General features: G+C 66.9%; 20 protein-coding genes. 12 read left to right on the top strand and 8 right to left on the bottom strand.

Annotation, left to right across the window (positions count from 1 at the left end; genetic code table 11):
* The first annotated feature begins 84 nt into the window (after window positions 1-84).
* From ABIE58_RS15025 to ABIE58_RS14995, 7 genes are all read left to right on the top strand, one after another.
* Window positions 85-1,803 (top strand): acyl-CoA dehydrogenase, encoded by a 1,719-nt coding sequence (locus ABIE58_RS15025; RefSeq protein ID WP_354545522.1) that lies wholly within the window; start codon window positions 85-87, stop codon window positions 1,801-1,803.
* Window positions 1,803-2,840: an MBL fold metallo-hydrolase gene (locus ABIE58_RS15020; RefSeq protein WP_354545546.1), complete on the top strand. Its 1,038-nt coding sequence runs from the start codon at window positions 1,803-1,805 to the stop codon at window positions 2,838-2,840. The genes ABIE58_RS15025 and ABIE58_RS15020 overlap by 1 nt, the downstream gene beginning before the upstream one ends.
* A gap of 18 nt (window positions 2,841-2,858) precedes the next feature.
* Window positions 2,859-3,311 (top strand): DUF6173 family protein, encoded by a 453-nt coding sequence (locus tag ABIE58_RS15015; protein ID WP_354545521.1) that lies wholly within the window; start codon window positions 2,859-2,861, stop codon window positions 3,309-3,311.
* Window positions 3,312-3,399: 88 nt separating this feature from the next.
* The gene (locus ABIE58_RS15010; RefSeq protein ID WP_354545520.1) at window positions 3,400-3,534 is read left to right on the top strand and encodes an aa3-type cytochrome c oxidase subunit IV; all 135 of its coding nucleotides are present in this window, start codon (window positions 3,400-3,402) and stop codon (window positions 3,532-3,534) included.
* 21 nt (window positions 3,535-3,555) lie between these two features.
* Window positions 3,556-4,170 (top strand): hypothetical protein, encoded by a 615-nt coding sequence (locus ABIE58_RS15005; RefSeq protein WP_354545519.1) that lies wholly within the window; start codon window positions 3,556-3,558, stop codon window positions 4,168-4,170.
* 124 nt (window positions 4,171-4,294) lie between these two features.
* Window positions 4,295-4,951, top strand: coding sequence for a class I SAM-dependent methyltransferase (locus ABIE58_RS15000; protein ID WP_354545518.1), 657 nt, complete (start codon window positions 4,295-4,297; stop codon window positions 4,949-4,951).
* Complete coding sequence (locus tag ABIE58_RS14995) at window positions 4,948-5,550, top strand: methyltransferase domain-containing protein (protein WP_354545517.1); 603 nt, start codon at window positions 4,948-4,950, stop codon at window positions 5,548-5,550. The genes ABIE58_RS15000 and ABIE58_RS14995 overlap by 4 nt, the downstream gene beginning before the upstream one ends.
* On the opposite strand, the gene ABIE58_RS14990 is transcribed toward ABIE58_RS14995, so the two are convergent.
* On the bottom strand, window positions 5,531-6,271 hold the full coding sequence (locus ABIE58_RS14990) for a glutamine amidotransferase (RefSeq protein ID WP_354545516.1): 741 nt from the start codon (window positions 6,269-6,271) through the stop codon (window positions 5,531-5,533). The two genes, ABIE58_RS14995 and ABIE58_RS14990, sit on opposite strands and share 20 nt — an antisense overlap.
* 128 nt (window positions 6,272-6,399) lie before the next feature.
* On the opposite strand from ABIE58_RS14990, the gene ABIE58_RS14985 reads away from it, so the two are divergent.
* The 3 genes from ABIE58_RS14985 to lpxK are packed head-to-tail and all read left to right on the top strand — an operon-like array spanning window position 6,400 to window position 8,879.
* Window positions 6,400-6,642, top strand: coding sequence for a DUF4170 domain-containing protein (locus ABIE58_RS14985; protein WP_354545515.1), 243 nt, complete (start codon window positions 6,400-6,402; stop codon window positions 6,640-6,642).
* A gap of 6 nt (window positions 6,643-6,648) precedes the next feature.
* Window positions 6,649-7,872, top strand: coding sequence for a 3-deoxy-D-manno-octulosonic acid transferase (locus tag ABIE58_RS14980; protein WP_354545514.1), 1,224 nt, complete (start codon window positions 6,649-6,651; stop codon window positions 7,870-7,872).
* Window positions 7,869-8,879, top strand: a complete 1,011-nt coding sequence (lpxK, locus tag ABIE58_RS14975; RefSeq protein WP_354545513.1) for a tetraacyldisaccharide 4'-kinase — start codon at window positions 7,869-7,871, stop codon at window positions 8,877-8,879. The genes ABIE58_RS14980 and lpxK overlap by 4 nt, the downstream gene beginning before the upstream one ends.
* 22 nt (window positions 8,880-8,901) lie before the next feature.
* On the opposite strand, the gene ABIE58_RS14970 is transcribed toward lpxK, so the two are convergent.
* Both ABIE58_RS14970 and ABIE58_RS14965 read right to left on the bottom strand, forming a co-directional pair.
* Window positions 8,902-9,495: a DsbA family protein gene (locus tag ABIE58_RS14970; RefSeq protein ID WP_354545512.1), complete on the bottom strand. Its 594-nt coding sequence runs from the start codon at window positions 9,493-9,495 to the stop codon at window positions 8,902-8,904.
* Complete coding sequence (locus tag ABIE58_RS14965) at window positions 9,492-10,031, bottom strand: DUF721 domain-containing protein (RefSeq protein ID WP_354545511.1); 540 nt, start codon at window positions 10,029-10,031, stop codon at window positions 9,492-9,494. The genes ABIE58_RS14970 and ABIE58_RS14965 overlap by 4 nt, the downstream gene beginning before the upstream one ends.
* An 81-nt stretch (window positions 10,032-10,112) precedes the next feature.
* Here ABIE58_RS14965 and ABIE58_RS14960 point away from each other — a divergent pair, with 81 nt between their 5' ends.
* Together ABIE58_RS14960 and ABIE58_RS14955 are read left to right on the top strand one after the other, a co-directional pair.
* Complete coding sequence (locus ABIE58_RS14960; protein ID WP_354545510.1) at window positions 10,113-11,177, top strand: A/G-specific adenine glycosylase; 1,065 nt, start codon at window positions 10,113-10,115, stop codon at window positions 11,175-11,177.
* A gap of 19 nt (window positions 11,178-11,196) precedes the next feature.
* A complete protein-coding gene (locus tag ABIE58_RS14955) occupies window positions 11,197-12,336 on the top strand; it encodes an alkane 1-monooxygenase (protein WP_354545509.1) in 1,140 nt (379 codons plus the stop codon).
* A 52-nt stretch (window positions 12,337-12,388) separates the two neighbouring features.
* Here ABIE58_RS14955 and ABIE58_RS14950 read toward each other — a convergent pair whose 3' ends face one another.
* The 5 genes from ABIE58_RS14950 to ABIE58_RS14930 form a co-directional block, all read right to left on the bottom strand.
* The gene (locus ABIE58_RS14950; protein WP_354545508.1) at window positions 12,389-13,240 is read right to left on the bottom strand and encodes a cytochrome c1; all 852 of its coding nucleotides are present in this window, start codon (window positions 13,238-13,240) and stop codon (window positions 12,389-12,391) included.
* A 10-nt stretch (window positions 13,241-13,250) separates the two neighbouring features.
* Window positions 13,251-14,573, bottom strand: a complete 1,323-nt coding sequence (petB, locus tag ABIE58_RS14945) for a cytochrome b (protein ID WP_354545507.1) — start codon at window positions 14,571-14,573, stop codon at window positions 13,251-13,253.
* Window positions 14,574-14,585: 12 nt separating this feature from the next.
* Entirely contained in the window at window positions 14,586-15,149 is a 564-nt protein-coding gene (petA, locus tag ABIE58_RS14940; RefSeq protein ID WP_354545506.1) for a ubiquinol-cytochrome c reductase iron-sulfur subunit, read from the bottom strand.
* Between the two features lie 164 nt (window positions 15,150-15,313).
* Entirely contained in the window at window positions 15,314-15,919 is a 606-nt protein-coding gene (locus ABIE58_RS14935) for a glutathione S-transferase (protein ID WP_354545505.1), read from the bottom strand.
* Window positions 15,920-16,039: 120 nt separating this feature from the next.
* The gene (locus ABIE58_RS14930; protein ID WP_354545504.1) at window positions 16,040-16,660 is read right to left on the bottom strand and encodes an FMN-binding negative transcriptional regulator; all 621 of its coding nucleotides are present in this window, start codon (window positions 16,658-16,660) and stop codon (window positions 16,040-16,042) included.
* Window position 16,661: the final 1 nt, after the last annotated feature.

Genomic DNA, 16,661 nt, shown 5'->3' with positions numbered 1-16,661 from the left:
CTACCTTCGGCTTCAAGGGGGGCTGGTTACAGCCTTGCGCCCCGGTTGCCAAGCAGCGCCGGGAATGTGGAAAGGAACGACAAGATGCCCTATCGTGCCCCGGTCGAGGATTACCGCTTTCTCTTCGATCATGTCATCGGCCTGCCCGAGGTGGCCGCGACAGACCGTTTTGCCGAGGCGACGCCGGACATGGCAACGGCCATCCTGACCGAGGCCGGGCGGCTCTGCGAGGATGTGCTCGCCCCCCTGCAACGGCCCGGAGACCTGCACCCCGCGCGGCTGGAAAACGGCGTTTTGCGCACCTCGCCGGGCTATGCCGAGGGCTATCGCGCCATTGCCGAGGGTGGCTGGATCGCGATCGGCGCGAACCCCGATCACGGCGGCATGGGCCTGCCGATGCTGCTCACCACCGCCGTCAACGAGATGATGGCGGCGGCGTGTTTGTCGCTGCAACTCGCGCCGCTGATGACGCAAGGCCAGATCGAGGCGCTGGAGCATCACGCAAGCCCGGAGATGCAGGCGCTCTACCTGCCCAAACTGGTGAGCGGCGAGTGGTCCGGCACAATGAACCTGACCGAGCCGCAGGCCGGATCGGATGTCGGCGCGCTGCGCTCGCGCGCCGAGCCCAATGGCGATGGCACCTACGCGATCACCGGGCAAAAGGTCTATATCTCCTGGGGCGACAATGATTTCACCGAAAACGTCTGTCACCTGGTGCTCGCGCGCCTGCCCGATGGCGTGCCCGGCACCAAGGGGATCAGCCTCTTTCTGGTGCCGAAATTCATCCCCGACGAAAACGGCGATCCCGGCGCGCGCAACAGCCTCAAGGTCATCAGCCTCGAGCACAAGATGGGCCTGCATGGCAGCCCCACCTGCGTGATGCAATATGACGGGGCCACGGGCTGGCTTGTGGGCGAGGCGCATGACGGGATGCGCGCCATGTTCACCATGATGAACAACGCCCGCCTCGGCGTGGGCGGCCAAGGCATCGGCGTGGCCGAGGGCGCGTATCAGCACGCGCTGGCCTATGCGCAGGACCGCCGCCAGGGCCGCACCCCGACAGGGGACGGCACCGGCACGATCATCGAGCACGCCAATGTGCGCCGGATGCTGGCCTCGATGCGCGCCGAGACCTTCGCCGCGCGCGCCATCGCGCTCGCCTGCGCCAAGGCCATCGACATGCAGACCGCCACCGGTGCCGCGCAGTGGGGCGCGCGCGCCGCCCTGCTCACCCCCATCGCCAAGGTTTGCGGCACCGAGACCGGCATCGCGGTTGCCAATACCGGCATCCAGCTTCACGGCGGCATGGGCTATATCGAGGAGACGGGGGCCGCGCAATTCCTGCGCGATGTGCGCGTCACCGCGATCTACGAAGGCACCAACGGCATCCAGGCGATGGATCTGGTGGGCCGCAAGTTGATGGATGGCGGCGAGGCCGCGCTGACCCTCATCGAGGAGATCGAGACGGCGGCAGAGGCCGCGCGCGGCACGCTGCCCGACCTCGCCGGCCCGGTCTGGCAGGCCAGCGAGAGCCTGCGCGAGGCCACCGACTGGATGCTGGCGCAAACCGAGATGACCGAGCGATTCGCCGGGGCTATGCCCTATCTGCGCGGCTTTGCCCGTGTTCTGGGCGCGCGTTTCCACCTTGCGGCGGCGCTGGCCGAGGGCGGCGACGGCCCGCGCACGCGGCTGGCGCGGTTCTATATCACGCGGCTCTTGCCCGAGCACGCGGGCCATTTCGCCCATGCCACGCAAGGGGCCGCCGATCTCTACGCGCTCACCGCGTCGGATTTCGTCGCATGATGGATGGCGGCGAGATCATCCACCACCCCTGGCCCGAACCGCCCGCCGGGGACGGCGCGACCGAGGTGGCCCCCGGCATCCTCTGGCTGCGCCTGCCGCTGCCGATGGTGCTCGATCACGTCAATGTCTACGCGCTCGACGAGGGCGACAGCTGGACCGTGGTCGATACCGGCATCCACACGCCCAGCGCCGTGGCGCTGTGGGAGGGGCTCTTGGCCGGGCCTCTGCGCGGCAAGCCCGTCTCCCGCGTGATCGCCACCCACCACCACCCCGATCATATCGGCATGGCGGGCTGGCTGATGGATCGCTTCGGTGCCAGCCTCTGGGCCTCGCGGACAAGCTGGCTCATGGCGCGGATGCTGATCCTCGATGTCGAGGACCGGCCCACCCCGCAGGCGCTCGAATTTTCGCGCGCGGGCGGGATGGACCCGGATATCTACGCCAAACGCGCAGGCGAACGCCCGTTCAACTTCGCCGATAGCTGCGCGGCCCTGCCGGTGGGCTATCGCCGGATCGTGGAAGGCGAATTGATCCGCGCGGGCGGGCGTGACTGGGACGTGCGGATGGGCGGCGGCCACGCGCCCGAGCATGTCACGCTGTGGTCGCGCGATGACAATCTGGTGATCGCGGGCGATCAGATCCTGCCCGGCATCAGCCCCAATATCGGCGTCTACCCGACCGAGCCAGAGGCCGATCCGCTGGCAGACTGGCTCGCCGCCTGCGCCCGGCTCGCCCCCCATGCGCGCGCCGATCACCTCGTGTTGCCCGGCCACAAGCTGCCCTTTACCGGCCTGCCCGTCAGGATGCGGCAACTGGCCGAGAATCACCATTCCGCGCTCGACCGCCTGCGCGCCTTTCTCGCCGAGCCACACACCGCCGCCGAGTGCTTTCCGCTGCTCTTCCGGCGCAGGATCGACGCGGGCACCTACGGCCTTGCGCTGGTGGAATCGGTTGCGCATCTCAATCACCTGCTGCACGCTGGCGAGGTCAGGCGCTGGCGGCGCGCGGATGGCGCGTGGCTCTGGCAGGTGCGGTAACGATGGGAGGACAGGACCATGGGCGACGGGATCGAGACATCGGCGGAACTGGCCGAGAATGCCGCCATGCCGCGCTGTCACGAGGTTCACGCAACCCCCGGCCAGCCCTGCATCGAGACGGCGGCCAAATCCCTGCCCAAGACCCCGGTTAAGAAGAAAAGCCCCGCGCAATGGGCCTATGAGCGGCTGATCCTCTATATCGGCAATTTCGAGAAAACCCTCGACGAGGCGCATGAGGTGGCGATGGGCTTTGCCGGGTCGGACGCGGGCACCATCCGGATCGAGGGGATGGGCTATTTCGACCCCGATATCGTCACCTTCTACGGCCAGGACCAGATGGGAATGCGCACCCAGCTCGTGCAGCATGTGAGCCAGCTTTCGGTGATGCTGCGCGCGCTGCCCAAACAGGTCGAAGAGGCCCCGCCCACGCGCATCGGCTTTCGCCTCGCGCAGGATCTCGAAGAAAGCTGAGCCACGCCAGCTTGGCGCGTGACAGCGCGCCGGAAATGCAGTAATCCGCATCCGACCCGTTTTCGCACGTCACGAAGGAGCGCAACACATGGCCGAACACAAGCATGGCGACATGGATATCACCGTTCAGGAAAAAACCTTCGAGGGCTTTGTCAAGGCTGCGGCCTGGACGGTCGTCTGTATCGCCGCTTTCCTGATTTTCCTGGCGGCGGTCAACGGCTGATTTCCCGGCTCGGAGGCCATCATGCGTTTGCTCTTGCTGGCGTTCTGCGCCGTCCTCACTCTTGCGGGCTGCGCCGCTGAATCGGTCTGGTCGACCGATGCGGAGGTGAGCCGCGCGGCCTATGCCCATGATGGCCCGCCCCGGCTCACCGTTTACACGATGATCAACAACAAATCGGGCGCAGGCGCGCATACAGCGTTGATGATAAACGGCAACCAGCGGGTGATTTTTGACCCGGCTGGCTCTTTCAACAGCCTGCGCACCCTGCCCGAGCGCAACGATGTGCTCTACGGCATCACGCCCAATGTCGAGGATGTTTATACCCGCTACCACGCGCGCAAGACCTTTCATGTGCGTATCCAGCGGCTCGATGTGTCGCCGGAACTCGCGGCGCGCGCCATGCGCCTTGTCGAAGACGCGGGCCCCGTGCCCAATGCCGCCTGCTCTCTGGCAACCTCGCGCATCCTTGGAGAGTTGTTTCCCGGCCAGGTGGGCACTTCGTGGTTTCCCAAGAAAACCGCCGATGATTTCGCGCGCATCCCCGGCGTGACCGAAGAGACGCTCTACGAATACGATGACGACGACAATTCCAAGGTGCTGGCGGCCTGGGATCCGGCGCGCGCCCGCACACAGTGACCGGGAACGCGCGCCGATGACATGCCGCGCCGCGCAAGCGCCCAAGCGTGGGCGGGCGGTGCCACAGTGCATGAACAGGCCACGCCTCACTTGATCCCACCCCGCCACGCGGCTAAGCGGCACCATGCCCAAGCTCCTGCCCCCTCGATGCCCCGTTTGCCGCGCCGCGCCGGTGGCGGATTTCGGAAGCTTCGACGGCAAGGCCTATTGGTGCTGCGACGCCTGCGAGGCGCGGGGCATGGCCCCCGCGCATTACCCCGACGCCGCCACCGAGCGGGCTGAATATGACCGGCATGAAAACGAGGTGGCCGATCCCGGCTACCGGCGCTTCCTGAGCAAGCTCGCGGTGCCGCTTCTCGCGCGGCTTCGGCCCGGCGCGCGGGGGCTGGATTACGGCTGCGGCCCCGGCCCGGCACTGGCCGCGATGCTGCGCGAGGCGGGCCACGAGGTGGCGCTTTATGATCCCTTCTATGCCCCCGATCCCGCGCCGCTGGCCGAGAGCTATGATTTCATCACCTGCACCGAAGTGGCCGAGCATTTTCACGCCCCGGCCGAGGAATTCGACCGTCTCGGCGCGATGCTGCGGCCCGGCGGCTGGCTCGCGGTGATGACCTGTTTTCAGACCGATGATGCCCGTTTCGGTGGCTGGCATTACCGCAAGGATGCGACCCATGTGGTGTTCTACCGCGCCGCGACATTCACCACCATCGCCGCGCAACGCGGCTGGGTTGCGCACATCCCGAGCAAGGATGTGGCGCTCTTGCAGTGTCTCGGGCCATGACCACGACCCTGCACGAGGCGCGACTGGCGGCGGTGATTGCTGCGGTGCGCGAGAGCGGCGCGGCCACCGTGCTCGATCTGGGTTGCGGTGATGGCGATCTGGTGTTGCGGCTGCTGCACGAACCGGGCATCGCGCGCATCACCGGCATCGAGATTGACGCCGCGCGGCTGCGCGGGGCGCAGGCGCGGCTGGCAGACACCCCCACCGGGGGCGTGCCGGTGCAACTGGCCTGTGCCTCGGCGGTGCAGGCCCACCCCAAGCTGGCGGGCTACGATTGCGCCTGCCTGGTGGAGGTGATCGAGCACCTGCCGCCCGCCGATATCAACCGGTTGGAGCGCGCGGTCTTTGCCGGGATGCGGCCCGGCCATGTCATCGTGACCACGCCCAATGCCGAGTATAACCCGGTGCTTGGCGTGCCCGCTCACCGCTTTCGCCACCCCGATCACCACTTTGAGTGGGATCGCGCGCGCTTTGCCCGCTGGGGGCAGGGGGTGGCGGCGCGCAACGGCTACGCAGTGGCGTTCCGCGATATCTGCGGCGCGCATCCCGGCCTTGGCGGGGCAAGCCAGATGGCGATCTTCAGCCGCCGTAGCGGGTAATGAAATTGCGCAGGATACGCTCGGGCGCGGTCACATCCGCCGCGCGGCACATGGCGATGAGATCCTCCGCCGTCTCGGGCGCGAAATAACCCTTGTGACGATAGATGCGGATGCGGGTCTCAAAGCCCGCGGCATCGGCCTCGGGGTGGAACTGCGTGGCATAGACGCAGTCCCCGTGGCGCACCATCTGGAACGGGCAGGTGGGCGAGGCCACGAGATGGGTGCATCCCGGTGGCAACGCCTGCAACGCCTCCTTGTGGCCGACAAAGGCGGCAAAGCGCCGGGGCAGCCCGTCAAGCAGCGGATCGCGCGCGCCCTCGTCGGTCAGGTGGCAATCGGCGGTGCCCACCGGCTCGCCATAGGCGCGCTTGCTCACATCGCCGCCAAGGTGCCGGCCAAGGATGCCGATGCCATAGCAACAGCCAAGAAACGGCGTGCCGGTCGCGATAATCGCGGGCATGAGCGCCAGAACCTGCGCCTCGATCCGCGCCTCGATGGGCGATTTCGCCTCGGGCGGATCGCTGACGCAACCGGGGCCGCCGCCGACGATGACCCCGGCATGATCCTCGGGCCGAAGCCCCTCGGGCAGCGCCTCCTGGTCAAGCCGGATACGGCGCACGCGCTCAGGCGCCAGCCCGCCCTTGCGCAGGATCGCGGCGAACTCATCGTCAGCGGCCTCGGTCTCGGGGCGCAGTTGCAGGATGAGAAAGGGCTTGGCCATGGGTGCCTCCGGCTCTGTGCGACAGGCTTGCCCCGGCTGCGGCATGTCGTCAAGCGCCGGTGCCTGCCTTGATTCCCCGACCGAAAGGGATAGGGTGCGCGCAAGCCAGTAACAGCAAGGAAATGCCCATGCCACAACGTCTTCATCTTGTATTCGGCGGCGAGTTGGTCGATCCGTCGCGCAGCGAATTCCGCGACGTGAACGACATCCATATCGTCGGCATGTTCCCCGATTACGCAAGCGCCCACGACGCCTGGAAGGCCGAGGCGCAGCGCACGGTGGACAATGCCCATACGCGCTATTTCATCGCCCATCTGCACCGCCTGCGCGACGAAGAGCGCGAAACCTCGTCCACCGAAGAGCTGGGCTGAGCACGGATGAGCCGCTCGCTGGGTCTGGCGGCCTATCTCGCGCTGGCGCGCGGCGGTGGCCCGGCAGGCCCGCACCCTGACCAGCCCCGCCCCAAGGGCCGGGTGATCTGGGCACATGCGGTGGATGGCGGGCGCGCGCGCGCGCTGGCCGGGCTGGCGCGGCACCTTGCGCAGCATCGCGGCGATCTTTCGATGGTGATAACCGGGGGCAACGAGGCCGACGAGGCGCGCGCGCCGCGCGGCCCGGCGATACGGCAGCCGCTACCGCCCGACACGATCCCGGCGGCAGAGGCGTTCCTTGCGCATTGGCGGCCCGATCTGTGCCTCTGGACGGGCGGCGAGCTTGAACCGGCCTTGCTGATCTGCGCGGCGCGGGCGGGGGTGCCGCTCTGCCTCGTGGATGCCGAGGAAACGCTTCTGGAGCGGTCGCGCTGGCGCTGGTTTCGCGAACTGCCGCGCGCGGTTCTGGCCGAATTCACCGAGATTCACGCCCGCGACGAGGCAGCAGCGCGGCAGGCACGGCGGATGGGGGCCAGTCCCCGGCGCGTGCATGTCACCGGCACCTTGCAGGAAGAGGCGCTCACCCTGCCCTGCCGCGAGGCGGACCTTGAAGAGATGTCGCGGCTGATGCGCGCGCGGCCGGTCTGGCTGGCGGCGATGGTGCAGCCCGGTGAGATCGACACCGTGCTCGGCGCGCATCGCGAGGCAAGCCGCGCCGCGCATCGCTGCGTGCTGATCGTGGTGCCCGACGACCCTGCCGAAAGCGCCGGAATGGCGGCGCGGATCGCGGCGCAGGGCTGGCGCCATATCGCGTGGTCCGAAGGGGTGCTGCCCGACGAGGCAACGCAGGTGATTTTGGCCGATACCTATGGCGAGATGGGGCTCTGGTATCGGCTGGCACCGATCTGCTTCATGGGCTCGTCGCTGGTTTCGGGGCAATACGGGCGCGATCCAGACGAGCCTGCCGCGCATGGCTCGGCGATCCTTTACGGCCCCAACGTGGCGCGCCACCTGCACCGCTATTCACGCTATGCCGAGGCCGGGGCGGCCCGGATCGTGCGCGACACCGAGACGCTCGGGGCCGCGGTGCAGGCGCTCTTGCCTCCCGACAGTGCGGCGGCGATGGCGCATGCCGCTTGGGAGGTGGCCTCACGCGGGGCGGAGGTGACCGACCGGGTGGTGGAGATGGTGCTCGACCTACTCGACCGGCGCGCGGCGGCGGGCACATGAAGGCCCCCGGCTTCTGGGATGCGCCGCCCGACCGGCCCGGCCTGCGTGCGCGGCTTCTGACGCCGCTGGGCGCGCTTTATGCGCGGGCGACGGCGCGGCGGCTGGCGCGGGGGGCTGGCTGGCGCGCGCCGGTGCCGGTGATCTGCGTGGGCAATATCAACGCCGGGGGTACCGGCAAGACGCCCACGGTACAGGCGGTGGTGATGCGGCTACGCGCGCGCGGCCTGCGGCCCGCGATCCTGTCGCGCGGGCATGGCGGGCGGCTTGCAGGGCCGGTGGCGGTGGATGCCGCCCTGCATGATGCGGGCGATGTCGGCGACGAGCCGCTGCTGGCGGCGGCCTTTGCGCCCACATGGGTGGCGCGTGACCGTGCGGCGGGCGCGCGCGCGATCTGCGCCGGGGGGGCGGTGGATTGCATCGTGATGGATGACGGGTTCCAGGACCCGGCGCTGGTCAGGGATATATCAATCGTGGTGGTCGATGCCGCGCGCGGCTTTGGCAACGGGCGCTGCCTGCCCGCCGGGCCGCTGCGGGAACCGGTGGCGGCGGGGATGGCGCGGGCCGACCTGCTGCTGTCGGTCGGCGATGATGCAGCGCAGGCGGGGTTTGCCGCGCGATGGGCCGGGGCCGTCACCGTGCCGCAGTTGCGCGGGCGGCTTGCCCCGCTCGACACCGGGATGGATTGGAGGGGCGCGCGGGTGCTGGCCTTTGCCGGGATCGGCCACCCGGAAAAGATGTTTGCCACGCTGCGCGCGCTCGGGGCCGAGGTGCTGCGCGAGGTGGCGCTGTCGGATCATCAGCCGCTGACCCCCACCCTGATGGCGCGCATCCTGCGCGACGCGCGCCGACTCGGGGCGCAGCCCGTAACCACGGAAAAGGACGCAGTGCGCCTGCCCGCCGAGATCCGACGGCAGGTGCTGGTGGTGCCGGTGCGCCTTGAGGTGGCGGATTGGGGCCCGTTCGATGATGCGCTTGATCGCTGCGGTATGGGTGGCGGCGCGCGTTGACCCCGCGCCGCCTGCGCGCGCCTTATTCGGCGAGGGCCTTGTCGATGATGGCCTTGAGATCGGCATAGGCCATGTTGGAATATTTCGTCCCGTTGACGAAAAGCGTGGGGGTGGAATTCACCCCGTCGGCCTCGGCGTTCTGCTGATACCATGCCACCAGCGCCTGGGCCTTATCGCGGTCGTTGAGGCAGGCCTCGACCGTCTCGGCCTCGAGCCCGGCAAGCTTGCCGATGCGGCGCAGGTTGTCGGCGATGGCCGCCGGTTCGCCTTTGGTCCATTCACGCTGCTGCTCGTAAAGCATATCGCTGATGCCAAAGAACTTTTCCCCGCCATCACAGCGCGCGACCATCGCGCCCCACAGGCCAAAGCGATCAAAATACACGTCGCGATAGACAAAGCGCACCTTTCCGGTGTCGATATACTCGGCCTTCAGCTCCTGGAACGGTCCCTTGTGGAAATTGGCGCAATGCGGGCAGGTGAAGGAGGCGTATTCCATCACCGTGACGGGTGCATCCTCGGCCCCCAGCGTCATTTCGGCAACCTCTGCCTCCTGCGCGGTCGCGGGGGCGGTCATGGTGGCAAGCGCGAGCGCGGCTGCGGCGAGAAGATGTTTCATTTCCGTGGTCCTTTTGTCCGTGTCGTTCTGGTCAATACGTTGCGCCCGAGCCTTTCCAGCGCGGCGCGCAGATCGTCATCGGCCACCGGGGTGACCATGTCATGCGCCTTTGCCGCCACCTCGGGCGGCGGGGCGGCGGGGGCCTTGGGCGGTTTGCGATGCACGAAATCCGCCTGCCCCTCGGCAAAGCCCGAAGGCGCGGTCTGTGTCAGGCGGATACGCGAAATGGCATTGTAGCCATAGACCGCGTTGATCCGCTCGCGCAGCGCCTCTTTCTGCATCTCGAGTATCGGGGCCTGCGCGCCGGTGGTGAGAAGGGTGAGCGTCGCCCCCATCCCCTGCCGGGAATACGAGACCTCGACGGGCCGCGCAATGGCGGCGGTCGCCTCTCCGGCGATCTCGGGCCAATGGGTGAGCAGGCGCGACTGGGCAAAGCCGCGCGACTCGGACGCGCGCCGGATGCTTGACTGCAACAACGCCGAGGTGCGTTTGAACCCCCGCGATCCGCCCTGTGATCCGCGCGCGCGCGCTGTCATGCTTGGCACCCTCCCTGCTGGCGCTAACCTATGCGCTGTGGCAGGAGATACCAGTGCCGATTGCAGGCGAGGGAATAAACCATGCATGAAACCGCCGATCCGCAGGCCCTGCTGGCGTGGTATGACGGCCACGCCCGCGATCTGCCGTGGCGGGTGGGGCCGCAGGCGCGCGGCGCGGGCACGCGGCCCGATCCCTACCGGGTGTGGCTCTCGGAGGTGATGCTCCAACAAACGACCGTGGCCGCCGTGCGCGGCTATTTCGAGCGCTTCACGGCGCTTTGGCCCGGCGTGGCCGATCTGGCGGCGGCCGAGGATGCGCAGGTGATGGGCGAATGGGCGGGGCTTGGCTACTACGCCCGCGCGCGCAACCTGCTGAAATGCGCGCGGGCGGTGGTGGCGGATCACGGCGGGCGCTTTCCCGACACGCGCGAGGGGCTCTTGGCGCTGCCCGGCATCGGCCCCTACACGGCGGCGGCGATTGCCGCGATTGCCTTCGACCGATCAAGGGTCGTGGTGGATGGCAATGTCGAGCGAGTGATGGCGCGGCTATGGGATATCCGCACGCCGCTGCCCGCCGCCAAGCCGGAACTGATCGCCGCCGCCGCAAAGCTTACCCCCCGTGCGCGGCCCGGCGATTATGCGCAGGCGGTGATGGATCTCGGCGCGACGATCTGCACGCCGCGCGCACCCGCCTGCGGCATCTGCCCGTGGATGCACGCCTGCATGGGCCGCGCGGCGGGGGTGGCCGCCGACCTGCCCGCCAGAACCCCGAAGAAGGCCAAGCCGCTGCGCATGGGCCATGCCTATGTCGCGCGGCGCAGCGATGGGGCGTGGCTTCTGGAGCGGCGGGAGGCGCGTGGGCTTCTGGGCGGGATGCTGGGCTGGCCCGGCAGTGACTGGGGCGAGGCCCCTGCCCCGGCACCGCCAGTGCAGGCCAAATGGCGCGATACCGGCGCAGAGGCGCGCCATACCTTTACCCATTTCCACCTGCGGCTGCGGGTGCATGTGGCCGATCTTGGCCCCGAGGCCCTGCCCGAGCGCGGCGATTTCCTGCCTGCTGCGGCGTTTCGCCCCTCGGACCTGCCCACCGTGATGCGAAAGGTGTTTGACCTGGCACGAGCGCATATCGACACTGTGGATGGATGACACCGACAAGGAGAGCACGATGATTCCCGCCAAAGAAGTCGCGAGGCTGAGCCGCGCGCTGCCGTTCTGGATGTCGTTTCTGCTGGTGCCGGTGGCGGTGCTGGGCGCGGTTCATGGCGGGTGGACGGTGATCCTCTTGCCGGTCATCACATGGTATTTCTTTTCGCTGCTCGATGCGTTTCTCGGGCTTTATACCGAGAATGCCGACCCGGCGACCGGCGAGCGCGATCTATACTGGTATCGCGCGATCACGCTTGTCTGGGTGCCGGTGCAATTCGTGCTGCTGTTCTGGATGATCTGGTATGTCACCGGGCCGGGGGATGCGCATCTCTCGGCGCTGGAAACCGTAGTGCTGTTTTTCGGGATGGGCGTTGTTACCGGCACGATCGGGATCAACTATAGCCACGAATTGATGCATCAGAAGGATCGCGGCGAGCGGTTTCTAGGCGATGTTCTGCTGGCGATGGTGCTTTATTCGCATTTCCGATCCGAACATCTGCTGGTGCATCACCGCTATGTCGGCACCCCGCGCGACCCGGTAACCGCGCGCTATAACGAGGGGTTTCACCGGTTTTTTCCACGCGTGCTGCGGCAATGCTGGCAATCGGCGTTCCGGGCCGAGCGCGACATGCTGGCACGCAAGAGCCGGGCATGGACCGACGCGCGCAACCCGTTCTGGCGTTACTGGGCGTTGCAGGGGGGCATGATCGTGCTGGCGGTGCTGATCGGAGGCTGGGCGGGGCTTGGCCTGTTCCTGTGGCAGGCCTTCGTGGCGGTCTGGCAATTGGAGCTGGTGAATTACATCGAGCATTACGGGCTGACCCGCAAACATTTGGGCGAGGGCAAGTATGAGCATGTCCACCCGCGCCATAGCTGGAACGCGGCGCATCGGGCGTCGAACTGGCTGCTCATCAACCTGCAACGCCACTCGGATCATCATTACAAGCCCGACCGCCGCTTTGCACTGTTGCAGAATTATGGCGCGGAAGAGGCCCCGCAACTGCCCTTTGGCTATCCGGTGATGACGATGGCGGCGATGGTGCCGCGCCTCTGGCGGCGGGTGATGAACCCGCGCGTGCGGCGCTGGCGGCAGATGTATTATCCCGAGATCGCGGATTGGCGGCCCTATGACAAGGCCACGAACCCGGCACCGCGATAGAAAAAGCCCCCGCTGCCAAACAGCGGGGGCCCTCATGTCCGTGGGTCGTGGATCAGCTATCCTTGCGATGCTTGATCGGTGCCCAGATGCGCTTGTTGGTGAGGTAGAGCAGCACCGACAGGACGGTGAGGAAGATCACCCCGGTCAGGCCTGCGTTCTGGCGCGCCATCATCTTGGGCTCGGCCGCCCACATCAGGAAGGCGGCGACATCCTCGGCCTCTTGCTCCAGCGTCGCGGCGGTGCCGTCGTCGAATTCGACATCGTCCCCCCAAAGCGGCTGGCCCATCGCGATCCAGCTTCCGGGCACGGTGTGGCCGCCATGCTCGTCCTTGCATTCCTCGGGATAGCCGCCGGCGGTGAAGGCGACATTGTAGGTGCCGGGGAAATCCTCGGGCGCGCATTCGGGCACCTCGTGATAGCCGGTCATCAGCGAGTAGATATATTCCGGCCCGCCCATACCATTCACGAATTGCGAAATGCCGGTGCCGTAGGGGCCGTGAAAGCCCGCGCGCTTCTTGGCCATGAGCGACAGATCCGGCGCGCCGGCCGAGGTCACCTTGGGGAAGTGATCGGTGGGCTTGGCCGGGCGGTAATCGTCAAGTTCGGGGTCGAACACCTCGAACTGCTCGGCATAGGCGCGCATCTGGTCGGCGGGCAGGTTGGGCCCGCCCTCGTCGGCGAGCGTGCGCAGCGGAACATATTGCATCCCGTGGCAGGCCGAACAGACCTGGGTATAGACCTTGAGGCCGCGCTGAAGCTGCACCTCGTCAAAGGTTCCGAACGGCCCCTCGAAGGAGAAGGCGATATCCTCGATATGCCCCTCGGCCCCGGCGGCGAAGGCACCGCCGGTTGAAAGCGACAGCGCCGCGAGGGCCGCAATGCCTGTTTTCCTCAACATTGTCATCCGTCCTTTCTTATTCGGCGGGCGTCTGGGCCGGGCCATAATGCGCATCGAAATCGTCCTCGATGGTCGCGGGCTGCGGCTCTGGTTTCTCGATCACGCCCAGAAGCGGCAGGATCACCAGGAAATAGGCGAACCAATAGGCCGACCCGATGAGCGAGATGGTCGAGTAGGGCGGCTCTGCGGGCATGGCACCGGCCCACATCAGGACCACGAAATCAACACACAGAAGCGCAAACCACCATTTGAACATCGGGCGATAGCGGCCTGAGCGCACCGAGGAGGTATCAAGCCACGGTGCCAGCGCCATCACCGCGATGGCACCGAACATCGCCAGCACGCCAAAGAACTTGGCGTCGATGATCCCGCCGGTGATCCAGTTTGCGAACATCACCACCCAGACATCGGCGGTAAAGGCGCGCAGGATCGCGTAGAAGGGCAGGAAATACCATTCCGGCACGATATGCGCGGGCGTGACCAGAGGGTTGGCCTCGATATAGTTGTCGGGGTGGCCGAGATAGTTGGGCATGAAGCCGACGATCGCGAAGAACACCACCATGATGACCGCGAGGGCAAACAGGTCCTTGATGACGAAATAGGGCCAGAACGGCACGGTGTCCTTTTCCGCCTCGGCCTTGGAGGTGCGGCGCACGTCAACCCCGGTGGGGTTGTTGTTGCCGGTGGTGTGGAAGGCCCAGATATGCAGCGCAACAAGCGCCGCAATCACGAAGGGCAGCAGGTAGTGCAGCGAGAAAAAGCGGTTGAGCGTGGCATTGCCCACCGCAGGCCCACCCAGAAGCCAGGTCTGGATCGGCTCGCCGATGAAGGGGATCGCGCCAAAAAGGCCGGTAATCACCGTGGCCCCCCAGAACGACATCTGACCCCAGGGCAGCACATAGCCCATGAAGGCGGTGCCCATCATCGCCAGATAGATCAACATGCCGATGATCCAGGTGATCTCGCGCGGGGCCTTGTAGGAGCCGTAGTAGAGGCCGCGGAAGATATGCAGGTAGACCGCGGCAAAGAATAGCGACGCCCCGTTCATGTGCAGGTAGCGGATGAAATGCCCGCCATTCACGTTGCGCATGATATGCTCGATCGAGGCAAAGGCCATATCGACATGGGGCGTGTAATGCATCGCGAGGATGATGCCGGTGACGATCTGCAACACGAGGCAGAAGGTCAGGACAATGCCCCAGATCCACATCCAGTTGAGGTTCTTGGGCGTGGGGATCATGATGGTGTCATAGAGCAGCCCGACGATGGGCAGGCGCGAATGAAGCCATTTCTCGCCGCCCGTCTTGGGCTCGTAGTGATCGTGCGGAATACCGGACATATGCGCGTTTCCTTATCCCAGTTTGATCGTCGTATCGTCGACGAATTCGGCCAGCGGAACCGGCAGGTTTTCCGGCGCAGGGCCTTTGCGGATGCGGCCTGCACTGTCGTAATGCGAGCCGTGGCAGGGGCAGAACCAGCCGCCGAAATCACCCGCACCATCGCCGATGGGCACGCATCCCAGATGAGTGCAGACGCCCATTTCCACCAGCCATTCGCCGGTTTCGTCAAGGGCGCGGTTCTCGTCGGTGGCCGGCGCATCGGGGGCGATATTGGCGTTGCGCGCCAGCGGATCGGGCAGTGACGCCACATCAACGCTGCGGGCCAGTTCGATATCCTTCTCGGTGCGGCGCCGGATAAAGACCGGCTTGCCCAGCCATTTGACCGTCAATTGCGTCCCCGGCGAAATGCCCGAGACATCGACCCGGATCGACGCCAGCGCCTGCACATCGGCCGATGGGTTCATCTGGTTGACCAGCGGCCAGATAGCCGCGCCTGCGGTCACGGCACCCGCCCCGGCGGTGGCGTAGTAGAGGAAATCCCTCCGGGTGCCTTCGTGATCTTCTGCGTGGGACACGAGGTTGCTCCATTCTGTCAGTGCCGATAACGGCGTCTTGCGCGCCGGGGTCTTTTCCCGGTCTTGATGCGCGATTATCTAGCGGGGCTTTGCCGAGCCGTCCAGCCTGCAATCCCGCCAATGCGCCTCAAAGCGCGCTTCTGTCGCGCCTTTTCACCGGGATATTAGCCGACAGGCGCGGTTTCAACCATGGCGGGACGGGCGGCAAAACCCTCATACCACGCCGCCAGCGCCGGGTGCCCCTCGCGCCAGCCGCGCGCGTCGTGGCGGAAATCGAGATAGCCCAGCGCGCAGGCCACGGCGATCTGCGCCATGTCGAGCGGCCCGGCGAGGTGGCTCATCCAGCGGTCTTCCAACGCGTCGAGCACGCGGGCGATCTTGGCCCATTGCGCCTCGACCCACTCGGCCGAGCGCGCGCCCTCGGGGCGCAGCCGCATCTCGTAGACCATGAGCACGCCCGATTCCATGATCCCGTCGGCGGTGGCCTCGAGCGTCAGCACCTCCCAGAGCCGCGCCTCGGGGTAAAGCCCGGCCCCCGCCCGCGCATCGAGATAGCGGCAGATCACCCGGCTGTCATAGATCGCCGGGCCATCCTCGCGCAAAAGCGCGGGGATCTTGCCCAAAGGGTTGGCCGCCATCGCTTCGGGAGCGGTGGCAAGGGCGGTGGTGGCGACGGGCAGTTCTTCCACCTGATCGACAAGCCCCGCCTCGTGCAAAAGCACGCGCACCTTGCGCACGAAAGGCGAGGCGGGAGAGGATATGAGTTGCATCGGCGTGCTCCTGTCTGGGGTTGGAGCGACGCTAGGCGCGCGCGGGGGTGGTGTAAAGCGTGGCTTGGGGGTGGTTTGGCAAGAGATCCTCGGATCAAGTCCGAGGATGACGGCGAGGACTCAGGCCGGTGGCGCGCGCATGAGCTGCGCGAGCGTCGCCACCTCCTGCCCTTGCCCCGCCGCCTCCAGCGGATCAGCCGCGCGCAGGCGCACGTCCTCGGGCTTGTTCTGGCCCAGCTTCCAGGTGCCCGCGATCTCCGCCACCCGCATCGCGCAAGGCACGATCTGGCGCATCATCCGCTCCAGCACCTCGGGCGTCATCTTGTCGGCCCGCCATTCCGGCTTGGGCAAGAGCCGCGCCTCGAACGCCGCCGATTGCCGGTCGAGAAAATCGCGCATGGTCGCTTGCGGTTGCAACGTCACCTCGCCCACCAGATGCACGGCGACATAGTTCCATGTGGGCACCTGATCCTCGACCCCATACCAGTCGGGCGAGACATAGGAATGCGGCCCCTGCACCGCGAGCCGCGCGCGCAGCCGGCCATCGAGCAGCCGCACGATGGGGTTGGAGCGCACGAGGTGAAATTCGGCGCATGTGCCGTCCTCGGACAACAGGAACGGGATGTGGCTGATGAGCGGGACGTCATCGGTGGTCACGGCAAGGATGCCGAAACCCGCCTCGCGCGCGAAGGCGATGTTGCGGGCGGTGTCGGCCTTGCGAAAGGCGGGGTTGGGGTGCATC

The organism is Roseovarius sp. MBR-78, assembly GCF_040547535.1.
GTDB lineage: Bacteria > Pseudomonadota > Alphaproteobacteria > Rhodobacterales > Rhodobacteraceae > Roseovarius.
Note: the sequence above shows the minus strand (reverse complement) of the source record. Positions and strands in the feature narration are given on the sequence as shown.